9 protein-coding genes and 1 pseudogene are annotated in these 9042 nt (G+C 68.9%); 5 read left to right on the top strand and 5 right to left on the bottom strand.

Annotated features, from left to right (window positions below; translation table 11 throughout):
• Nucleotides 1-239: 239 nt before the first annotated feature.
• Nucleotides 240-938 (bottom strand): CPBP family intramembrane glutamic endopeptidase, encoded by a 699-nt coding sequence (locus tag ADBZ5U_RS12270; RefSeq protein WP_526265815.1) that lies wholly within the window; start codon nt 936-938, stop codon nt 240-242.
• Between the two features lie 93 nt (nt 939-1031).
• On the opposite strand from ADBZ5U_RS12270, the gene pheA reads away from it, so the two are divergent.
• Together pheA and ADBZ5U_RS12260 are read left to right on the top strand one after the other, a co-directional pair.
• Nucleotides 1032-1949 (top strand): prephenate dehydratase, encoded by a 918-nt coding sequence (gene pheA, locus ADBZ5U_RS12265; protein WP_526265813.1) that lies wholly within the window; start codon nt 1032-1034, stop codon nt 1947-1949.
• Nucleotides 1946-2635 (top strand): histidine phosphatase family protein, encoded by a 690-nt coding sequence (locus tag ADBZ5U_RS12260; protein ID WP_526265810.1) that lies wholly within the window; start codon nt 1946-1948, stop codon nt 2633-2635. The genes pheA and ADBZ5U_RS12260 overlap by 4 nt, the downstream gene beginning before the upstream one ends.
• A 350-nt stretch (nt 2636-2985) precedes the next feature.
• On the opposite strand, the gene ADBZ5U_RS12255 is transcribed toward ADBZ5U_RS12260, so the two are convergent.
• Entirely contained in the window at nt 2986-3336 is a 351-nt protein-coding gene (locus ADBZ5U_RS12255; RefSeq protein WP_526265808.1) for a metallopeptidase family protein, read from the bottom strand.
• Nucleotides 3337-3347: 11 nt separating this feature from the next.
• Nucleotides 3348-4415 (bottom strand): annotated as a pseudogene (locus tag ADBZ5U_RS12250) (septum formation family protein); the annotation flags it as partial.
• A gap of 120 nt (nt 4416-4535) precedes the next feature.
• On the opposite strand from ADBZ5U_RS12250, the gene serS reads away from it, so the two are divergent.
• Together serS and ADBZ5U_RS12240 are read left to right on the top strand one after the other, a co-directional pair.
• The gene (gene serS / locus ADBZ5U_RS12245; protein WP_526265806.1) at nt 4536-5786 is read left to right on the top strand and encodes a serine--tRNA ligase; all 1251 of its coding nucleotides are present in this window, start codon (nt 4536-4538) and stop codon (nt 5784-5786) included.
• Nucleotides 5787-6605 carry a DUF5718 family protein gene (locus ADBZ5U_RS12240; protein WP_526265804.1) on the top strand — a complete coding sequence of 273 codons (819 nt, stop codon included), beginning with the start codon at nt 5787-5789 and terminating at the stop codon, nt 6603-6605.
• Here the strand turns inward: ADBZ5U_RS12240 and ADBZ5U_RS12235 are convergent.
• Together ADBZ5U_RS12235 and ADBZ5U_RS12230 are read right to left on the bottom strand one after the other, a co-directional pair.
• Complete coding sequence (locus tag ADBZ5U_RS12235) at nt 6584-6940, bottom strand: hypothetical protein (RefSeq protein WP_526265802.1); 357 nt, start codon at nt 6938-6940, stop codon at nt 6584-6586. The genes ADBZ5U_RS12240 and ADBZ5U_RS12235 overlap by 22 nt on opposite strands.
• On the bottom strand, nt 6937-8484 hold the full coding sequence (locus tag ADBZ5U_RS12230; RefSeq protein WP_526265800.1) for a Rieske 2Fe-2S domain-containing protein: 1548 nt from the start codon (nt 8482-8484) through the stop codon (nt 6937-6939). The genes ADBZ5U_RS12235 and ADBZ5U_RS12230 overlap by 4 nt, the downstream gene beginning before the upstream one ends.
• Nucleotides 8485-8551: 67 nt before the next feature.
• Here ADBZ5U_RS12230 and ADBZ5U_RS12225 point away from each other — a divergent pair.
• On the top strand, nt 8552-9042 hold a 491-nt coding region (locus tag ADBZ5U_RS12225), incomplete at its 3' end, for a lysophospholipid acyltransferase family protein (RefSeq protein WP_526265798.1).

Below are 9042 nucleotides of genomic sequence, written 5' to 3'. Positions count from 1 at the left end.
ACCGGGAACGACTGTGGCGGCCGCGGCCGTCGGGGTGGCGGCGCCGGGAACGACTGTGGCGGCGGGTGCCCGGGCGGCGGTGGCGGCGGCGGACGGTATCGCGGATCGCGTCGGATTACCTGTGCGGGCTCGCGGGCGCCCGGCCGCGGCGGCAGCGGCGGAAGCGGCCGGCGGACCCGCGGAATCCGCTCGGTCGGCTCGTCCGCAGCCGGCGGCCGGTACTCGCTCACCCGGTCAACCTAAGCCATGCCGAGGTGGCCCGACAGGAGCACGTAGCCGACGAACGCGACGGTGTCGATGATGCCGTGGGCGATCACCAGCGGCCACAATCGGCCGGTCCGGCACCAGGTGTAGCCGAACACGACACCCATGATGAGGTTTCCCAGTCCGGCCCCGATGCCCTGGTAGAGGTGATAGGTCCCGCGCAGCAGGCTGGACGCCAACACCGCCCGACGCTCACCGAGTCCCAACTGCCGCAGCCGGGTGATCAGATAGCCCACCACCACGACCTCCTCGGCGAAGCCGTTGGCGAAGGCCGCCAGGACCAGAACCGGTATCCGCCACCACGAGTCGTGCAGACCGGAGGGTTCCACCTGGGCGTTGAGCCCGAGATGGCGGGCCGCCAGGTACAGCAGTAGTCCGGGAATCCCGATCAGGGCCGCCAGGCCGATACCCCCCAGGCAGTCGGGCCGCCGGCGGATCTTGTCAAGACCGATGTCAGCGGGCCGGATCCCGCTGCGCCACAACAGATATAGCGCCAAGCCGCCCCAGGCGAACAGTTGCGAGACCGATACCAGGTTCAGCCCCAGGTTGATCAAGTCGTAGTGTGACCGGTCGGGGTTGAGTCGCACCCGGTAGCCGCCCAGCCCGGACAGCAACGCATCGGCCAGTTGAAGAACCGCTACCAGTGCGCTGACACCGAAGGTGACCGCCAGCATCACACCGACCTCGATGCGAATGGCGCGCCGGTCTATCACCTGTGCCACGGTAGCGGCCGGATCAAGCCTCCTGTGAACGGTTAGGGTTGGTGGGTGGCCCGCATCGCCTACCTCGGACCCGAGGGAACATTCAGCGAAGCGGCGCTGCTGCGGATGGCCGCCGGGGGGATGGTTCCCGGCGGGGGCGACTGCGAAGCGCTCCCGACGGAGAGCACGCCGGCCGCGCTCGAGGCCGTCCGGGCCGGCGTCGCCGACTTCGCCTGCGTTCCGATCGAGAACTCGATCGAAGGTAGCGTCCTGCCCACCCTGGACAGCCTCGCGGCCGGTTCGCCGCTGCAGATCTTCGCCGAGCTGACTCTGGACGTGGCTTTCAGCATCGTGGTCCGGCCGGACACCCAAGCCGGCGGGGTGCGCACCGTGGCGGCTTTCCCGGTGGCGGCCGCGCAGGTGCGGCGATGGCTGAACGGGCACCTGCCCGGCGCGGAGGTGGTTCTGGCCGGCTCCAACGCCGCCGCCGCCCTCGACGTCGCCGACGGCCGCGCCGACGCCGGAGTCAGCACCGCCCTGGCCGCGCAACGCTACGGACTCGTCACCCTTGCCGAAGGCGTCGTCGACGAAGCGAACGCCCGGACCCGGTTCGTCTTGGTGGGACGCCCGGCCCCTCCGCCGCCGCGCACCGGCGCCGACCGTACGTCGGTGGTGTTGCGGATCGCGAATTCCCCCGGCGCCCTGGTGGCGGCGATGAGCGAGTTCGGTATCCGTGACATCGACCTGACCCGGATCGAATCCCGGCCCACCCGAACCGAACTCGGCACCTACATGTTCTTCCTGGACTGTGTGGGACACATCGGCGACAGCGCGGTCGCCGAGGCGCTCAAGGCGCTGCACCGGCGCTGCGCCGACGTGCGGTACCTGGGCTCCTGGCCGACCGGGTCGGCGGCGGGTTCCGCCCCGCCCCGGCACGACGAGACCGAAGAGTGGCTGGCCCGGCTGCGTCGGGGTGGACCGTGAGCGGCCGGTTGATCCTCGTCCGGCACGGGCAGTCGCAGGGCAATGTCGAGCGCCGGTTGGACACCAGACCGCCCGGCGCCGAGCTGACCGAGCTCGGCGTCCGCCAGGGTCGGGAATTCGCCCGCGCGCGCGCACACCCGACCGGGCTGCTGCTGCATTCGGCGGCCCGCCGGGCGGCTCAGACGGCCGCGGCGATCGGCGCCGAACTGGACGACGTGGTGCCACGCGAAGTCGAGGGTGTTCACGAGGTGCAGGCCGGTGCCCTGGAGAACCGCAACGACGACGAGGCGATCGCCGAATTCAACGCCGTCTACCAGCGCTGGCACGAGGGCGATCTCGATGCCGCGATGCCCGCCGGCGAGAGCGGCCGTGACGTGCTGGACCGCTACCTGTCGGTGGTCACCGATCTGCGACTGCGCTACCTCGATGACCGCGACTGGCACACCGACATCGTCGTCGTCAGCCACGGGGCGGCGATCCGGTTGGCCGCCGCCACGCTCGCCGGGGTGGATGCCGGCTTCGTCCTCAAACACCACCTGGCCAACGCCGAGGCGGTGACGTTGGCCCCCATCACCGACGGGCGCTGGAGTTGTGTGCAGTGGGGCTCGCGCACACCGCCGTTCTATCCGGAACCGGATGTGCACCCGGTGCAGGAGGCGTTGCAAGCCGCCGACCCGATGGGTTGAGACCTCAGATCGCCACCCAGTACCCGCCGCGCTCGCCACAGTCGCAGCCGATGGCCTCGCAGTCGACGGTCAGCGAGTGCAGCAGCACCTCCGGGTGACCGCAGCCGGGTTCGGTGCAGTGCGGGGACTGGCCCCCATGATGGATCAGGGTCCCGTGGCAATGCGGCCGGCCGGCCAGGCATTCGCGGCACGGTGCCGCATTCGCCGCTGTCCCATCGGCTGGTGCCGCATTCGCCGCTGTCCCATCGGCTGGTGCCGCATTCGCCGCTGTCCCATCGGCTTTCCCCATAGCCTCGATCTTCGCACCGCCGATGAGCATCCCGCGGTAGGCTCGCGCATCCTCGGGTTGCTCAGCCCCAACCCAGTTCGTGCAGCCGCCGATCGTCAATGCCGAAGTGGTGGGCCAGTTCGTGCACCACGGTGATGGCCACCTCCTCCACCACCTGCTCCTCGGTCTCGCAGATTTCGAGCAGGCTCTCCCGGAAAATCGTCACCGTGTCCGGTAGTGCGCCGGCGTAACTGGAGTCCCGCTCGGTCAACGCGATGCCTTCGTAGAGCCCGAGCAACTCGGGTTCCTGCGGATGGCGGTCTGCGACGAGGACGACGACGTTGTCCATCGCCGCGGCCAGGTCCGGGGGTATCAGATCAAGCGCTTCGGAGACCAGTTCCTCGAAGCGCACCGGGTCCATCCGGACCGGCATCAGGGTGGCGGGCTGCCACCCGGCGCCGGGGGCAGCGGCGCGTTGAGCCGTTCCTCCGGGATGGCCGGGGGCGGCACCGGGGGCTGGCCGTTGATCAGGATGGGGCCCTTGGCGCTGTTGATCAGGGTCGCCCAGCCGCCATTGCCCAGGGTGGCCCCGATGTTGCAGGAGACCTGGCGGCTGCCGGCCGACCAGCCCGGCAGAGACACCGTGCTGTAGATCAGGGTCAGGGTGGTGTCACGAAGCTGCGCCGGCGCCAGGAACGCGTCGGCCATGGCGTTGCAGGCCTCTTTGATGAAGGCGTCCTGGTCGGCATCGGAGGGCAGGCCGCCGGGGAACTGCTCGGCGAGGTTGACCGTCCCGACGACCTCCATGGCATGGGGTGTCGCGCAGTCCACGGCGGCATCGTTGGGCTGGTTCGTCGACGGGTCGATGCCAAGGCAGGTCCCGGCCGGCCAGACTTTGGACTGGTCGAGGTCGGCCACCCTGCCCTTGAACGGCAACTGCTGGTTGGCCGGGCCCTTCAATTGCAGGCCGCACAGCATCCGTCTCTCTTCGGAGTGTTTCCAGGCCTTGTCGCCCGCCCACAGCAGGCTGATGCTGAATCGGCTGTTGGGATCGAACTTGCCGCCCAGATACCGCTCCGTCGCCGGCTCGCACTGCTCCAGGGTGATCTGCTGGATGCGCGCAGGTGAGGGCGGCTCCGCGCCGGGCCCGTACTCCGAGCCCGGGAAGGTCCGCATGTCGAGTGCCGCGGAGACCTCGAAGCGGTGGTCGTCCTTGCAGTCGACGATCACGGCGGAGTCCAAACCGTTGTCCGGCCAGTTCAGGCAGTATCCGGTCTTGGCCTCGGCGAACGTCGAGGCCACCGCCGGCGCCAACTGTTCGGCGGGCACGACGGTGCTCAGCGGGCCCTTGTCCCGCAGTGGCAGGACGATCACGGTCCCCGCGATCAGCAGCCCGCCCAGTGCCGTGAGCAGCAGCGCCCGGCGGGCGGACCTGGGTGCGACCGCGCGCGCCGGTTCGGGTTCGGAGACCTCGACGTCGGGGGCGTGTTCTTCCTGGGATAGCTGCGGCATCGCGCTCCATTGTGGCAGGCCCGCCGGGCGGCGCGGCAAGGGACGTTCCCGGACTGTTACTGGGTTGTGCCCAGCCGCCCCATTGGGGGCGCGGCCTGCGCCGACAGTAGGGTGCAGGGCGTGATCGACCTGAAAATGGCGCGGGAGGACCCCGACGCGGTGCGCCGGTCACAGCGGCGCCGTGGTGAGGACCCCGCCCTGGTCGAGGTGCTCCTGGCGGCCGACGCCGCCCGTCGCGCGGCCATCTCCGCGGCCGACACGCTGCGCGCCGACCAGAAGGCGGCCAGCAAGAAGGTCGGCTCGGCCCCGGCCGAGGACAGACCGGTGCTGCTGGAACGGGCCAGGCGCCTGGCCGGTGAGGTCAAGGAGGCCGAGGCCCGCCAGGCCGATGCCGAGGCGGCATTCACCGCCGCGCATCTGGCGATTCCGAATGTCGTCGTCCCCTCGGTGCCGGCCGGCGGTGAGGACGACTATGTCGTCCTCGACGTCGTCGGCGAGCCCCCGTTCATCGACAATCCCAAAGACCACCTGGAACTCGGCGAGTCCCTCGGCCTGATCGACATGGAACGCGGCGCCAAGGTGTCCGGGTCGCGGTTCTACTTCCTCACCGGCCGGGGCGCGCTGCTGCAATTGGGTCTGCTGCAACTGGCGGTCCGACTGGCGACCGACAACGGCTTCACGCCGATGATCCCGCCGGTGCTGGTGCGCCCTGAGGTGATGAGCGGCACCGGGTTCCTCGGGGCGCACGCCGACGAGGTCTATCACCTGCAGGCCGACGACCTCTACCTCGTCGGCACCTCCGAGGTCCCGCTCGCCGGCTACCACGCCGATGAAATCCTCGACCTGGCCGCCGGGCCGAAACGGTATGCCGGATGGTCGTCGTGCTTTCGGCGCGAGGCGGGCAGCTACGGCAAGGACACCCGCGGCATCATCCGGGTCCATCAGTTCGACAAGGTGGAGGCATTCGTCTACTGCCGGCCCGATGACGCCGAGGCCGAGCACCAGCGGCTGCTGGCCTGGCAGCGAAGCATGCTCGAACTGATCGAGGTGCCCTACCGCGTGATCGACGTGGCCGCGGGCGATCTCGGCTCCTCGGCGGCGCGCAAATTCGATTGCGAGGCGTGGGTGCCGACCCAGCAGGCCTACCGGGAGCTGACCTCCACGTCGAACTGCACCACGTTCCAGGCCCGGCGGCTGGCCACCCGCTACCGCGACGAGAACGGCAAGCCGCAGATCGCGGCGACCCTGAACGGGACTCTCGCGACGACGCGGTGGATCGTCGCGATTCTGGAGAATCATCAGCGGCCGGACGGGAGTGTGCGGGTACCCGCCGCGCTGGTTCCGTTCGTGGGGACGGAGGTGCTGGCCTAAGTGATCGAACTGGAACTGGACGACCTCAAAACGTGGTTCGGCTTCGGGGTGGCCGGCAACTTCGCCGGCCACCTCGAACAAGCCGGTGAGGCAGCCGATTTCACCGGAGTGGACAGCAAAGTCGATGCGCCCAAAGGCATTTTCCCCTGGTACGTCCCCGGTTACGACGGCCAGCTCGGCGAGTTCCCGCTGTCCCACGACGCGCTGATCGTCCCGAGCGACGGCCCGGATGATGGGGGCCCGCTGAACCTCCAGATCGAACCCGAGGTCGGGCTGGCCTGCGAGGTGGTGTGGAACGGCGACACCGTCGCCTGCCTGCGGCCGTTCGCGCTGGGAGCATTCAACGACTGCTCCATCCGGCGGCCGAACGCCCGCAAGATCAGCGAGAAGAAGAATTGGGGCCCGGCGTCCAAAGGCGTGGCCGCGGAGTTCTTCGAGGCGCACGATCTCACCCCGGACGGGCCCACCGCCGGCTTGCGTCTGCTGTGTCATCTGCGCACCGCCGACGGCACGCATCACGAGTACGGCGTGGACAGCCCACTGCTGGGCTACTCCTACTACGGCGAGGTGCTGCTGGACTGGATCGTCGAGCGACTGGCCAACCAGAAGGGCTCACCGGACACCCCGTTGGAGGATGTGGGCGCGCTGCTGGTGGATGCGGGAAGGCCCGGTCACGTTCTGATCGGCATCGGCGCCACCCGCTACACCAGTTACGGCGAGAGCAGATTCCTCCAGCCCGGCGATGAGGGAATCGTCCGGGTCTACGACACCGCCGGAGAAGAGTTCTCCGAATTGCGTCAGCTGGTCTGGGAGCCCTGAGCGTCGAGCAACTCGGTGAACACCGCGAGGAACCCCTCGGGATCCTCCGGTGTGAACGCCGGACTCGGCCAGGTGCCCGGTAGGTCGAGGGTGATCAGGGTGGAACGAAGCGGCCGCCGCACATCCAGGGGAAGCCAGCGGCGCAGGTCCGAACTGCCCCAGACGCGGAACCGCTGCGTCAGCAGGCCCAGCGGCTCGACCCGATAGCCCTTGATGGCCCGCAACGGGATGATTTTCGCTGTGCCCGACGGGAAGTGGTAGCGACGCAGCGTCAAGGCCCGCCGGTCCAGTTGGACCTGTCCGTCGTCGTAGTACTGCCTCGGCGGTCGGCTCACAGCTTCGAACAACGCAACGGATGTCCCTTGCTGGTCAGGCACCGGCCGCTGTTGAGGTCCCAGGCCCAGCCGTGCAGGTTGCAGGTCAGGGTGCTGCCCTCCACCACGCCGAACTTCGACAGGTCGGCCTTCAGGTGCGGGCACCGGCGCTGCACCTCCCAGCCGTCCACGGTGACGGTGGAGGTGTCGTCGTGGGCCTCGGCGAACCACCCGTCGGCGTAGGCGATCCGCTCGCCGGTGAGGCACTTGAAGAAGGTGTAGAGGTACTCGTTGTAGCCGCCGACCCGCCAGGCCTTGAACCGGGTGGACAGGAAAATGGTGTTCACCCAGTCCGGTTCGTCGTCGCGTAGGACCGTGCGCACCAACTCGGGTGCGATTTCGAAGCCGTACCGGAACTTCTCCTCGGCGATGGGTTCGCGCACAGTGCGTTTCGGGAAGTCCAGCACCACGGTCTCGGGCCCCATCTTGAGTTCGACGGGGTAGCCGATGCCGTCGCAGATCTGGTCGCCGGCCAGCATGATGGGCTCGAATCGGGCGCGCAACGGCTCCAGGAGCGGTTCGCCCGCCGCCGGCGCCCAGCGGGCCTTCTCGGCGGCCAGCACGGGCGCCATCCGTTCGGCGTAGGCGGCGATGTAGTCGGCCTTACCGGTGGTGAAGATCGCCTCCACTTCGGCGTCGGACAGCGGGTGGGTGAGCGAAATCAGCTGTGAGCCTTTGAAATCCGCCTTTGAGCCGGGAACCATCAACAGGCCGCCGTTGTGACCGTTGCGGCGCATCTGGTCGAGGAACACCATCTGGTCGGGGAAGATGTTGCCGGGGTCGCCGTGGTCGTCGTTGAGGAAACGCAACTCCGGGTCGAGGAAGCACGGGGGACCGGCGGACGGGATCACCCAGGTGGCGCCGACGTCGGCGATGTACTGCCGGCAGCGGTCCATCCCGCGCTGGCGCTTCTGGGTGGCGAAGGCCTGCTTGGCGCGCTCGGGCATGTCGTAGACCATCGGGTACCAGATCGCCCCGGAGTACTGCGGCATGTGCACGTCGATGCGGCCGAATTCGGCGAGCATGTCCACGCCCAGCGGCCGGGCGTCGTTCATGTTGAACACCGTCGTGGTGCCGTCGGAGACGATGATGCCGGAGTCGCCGATCGGGCCGTCGGCCGGCGCCCGCAGCGCGACGATCATCACGTCCAGCTCGCCCTTGGGCCCGGTCACCCGATGCTTGACCGAGTCCTCGGTCTCGAAGAACCGGTGGAAACCCAGCGCGTCGAGTTCGCGCTTCAGGTCCGGGACCGGGAAGTCCGGCAGCAGTACCACCGCGTCCTTGTTGACGTGGTCCCTCAGCAGCCGGGGATCGAAGTGGTCGGAGTGCAGATGCGAGATGTACAGGTAGTCGCAGTCTCCCAGGGCGTCCCAATCCAGTCCGCGGTTGTCGGGGAAGACGAACCACGAACCGAAGTAGGCGGGGTTGAGCCACGGGTCGCACAGGACGCTTCCCGCCTGGGTGTCGATCCGGAACCCCGCGTGTCCGATGCTGGTGACCTGCATGAATCCCCTTCCCGAGAGTGACGCAGACGCCCCATGAGCTTAACCGCCTCCCGGTAGGGTGGAGCCCGTGGAACCGGCATACGGCACAGTCATCGCGGGTGTCCGAATGCTTTGGCGCGCGCAGGGCCTGAAGTTCACCATCACCGGGATGGAGAACCTGCCCGCCACCGGCGCCGCGGTGGTGGCCATCAACCACACCGGCTACCTGGACTTCACCTTCGCCGGCTTGCCGTTCTCCCGGCACCGGCCGCCGCGCCTGGTGCGGTTCATGGCCAAGCAGGAGGTGTTCGACCACAAGGTGACCGGGCCCCTCATGCGGGCGATGCATCACATCCCGGTCGACCGGTCCAGCGGCGCCGCGTCGTACGACGCCGCGGTGCGGGCCCTCGAGGCCGGTGAACTGGTGGGGGTGTACCCGGAGGCCACCATCAGCCGCAGCTTCGAACTCAAGGAGTTCAAGTCCGGCGCGGCCCGGATGGCGATCGCTGCGGACGTCCCGATAATCCCGCACGTCGTCTGGGGCGCCCAGCGCATCTGGACCAAGGACCATCCGAAGAA

The sequence above is a fragment of the Mycobacterium sp. genome (genome assembly GCF_040398885.1).
In the GTDB taxonomy this organism is placed as follows: domain Bacteria; phylum Actinomycetota; class Actinomycetes; order Mycobacteriales; family Mycobacteriaceae; genus Mycobacterium.
The sequence above is the reverse complement of the archived record's forward strand: the minus strand, read 5'-3'. Positions and strand labels throughout refer to the sequence as shown.